General features: G+C 42.0%; 1 pseudogene. It reads right to left on the reverse strand.

The features are described from left to right. Positions 1 to 898 (reverse strand): annotated as a pseudogene (locus tag ACFIL3_RS10595) (hypothetical protein); the annotation flags it as partial.

Here is an 898-nt window from a genome sequence, read left to right on the forward strand (position 1 = left end):
AACCTATAGCTATCGAATGCTGACTAAACGCATTTGCCTGATTACCTATAGCAATACCATACAGCGCCTCCTTTGTTACAGATGCATTGTAACCAAGAACAATCCCCTTTTCTGCATAATTCTTCGCGCCATAACCAAGAGCCATTGCATAATCACCAGTTGCAAGTACTCTATTTTTTTCATCAATATCCTGTTCTTTAGATCCAGGATTAGCTCCAACACCACCGATTGCAATGCTATAAACACCTTCCGTTTTTGCCCCCCGCCCTAAAACAACAGTACCATACGCGCCCTTAGGTGACTCTGCCATATAACCAATAACAGTACTCCAACCATCACCAGCTTTTGCACTGTACCCGATAGCAACAGAACCGTATGTACCTCTCCCACCAACACTACCAACCACATTGTCACCAATAAAAACACCCCACTTGCTTTTTGTATAATTAATCCCACTACCCAAAATAACATTGTTATCTTGAGAACGTTGCATTCCTGCAGTTCCACCCCGCAAAAGGTCAGAAACATTAACAGGGGCTGCATTCTCATTATTCCCTGAAAACTGTTGGGCTGTAGAGCTATCACGAACAAGCGACCGTGGACTAATGAGAGACTTTTTATATTGCTCGTCTGTATCTAGGGTTCTGACCAATAAATTTTTGCTATCGTCCGCAAGAACATTTACGATAGAACTCTTATCGCTCTTACCAGAAAGGGTTTTGGTTAAAAAATTTGCGTAATCTTCAGAAGCATTCAAACCAGCAACAGAGAGAATGCTTTGTGGATAAGACACACCGGCACTTTTTACACCCTCAAGAAACGTGTTTCTAAAATCAGGATTTGCTGAAAAAACAGGCGTAACATTCGATAAGAATGTAGCCGCTGTAGCCAACGAAAG

Origin of the sequence: Bartonella sp. CE47NXGY (genome assembly GCF_042195415.1) — a bacterium.
Lineage (GTDB): Bacteria > Pseudomonadota > Alphaproteobacteria > Rhizobiales > Rhizobiaceae > Bartonella.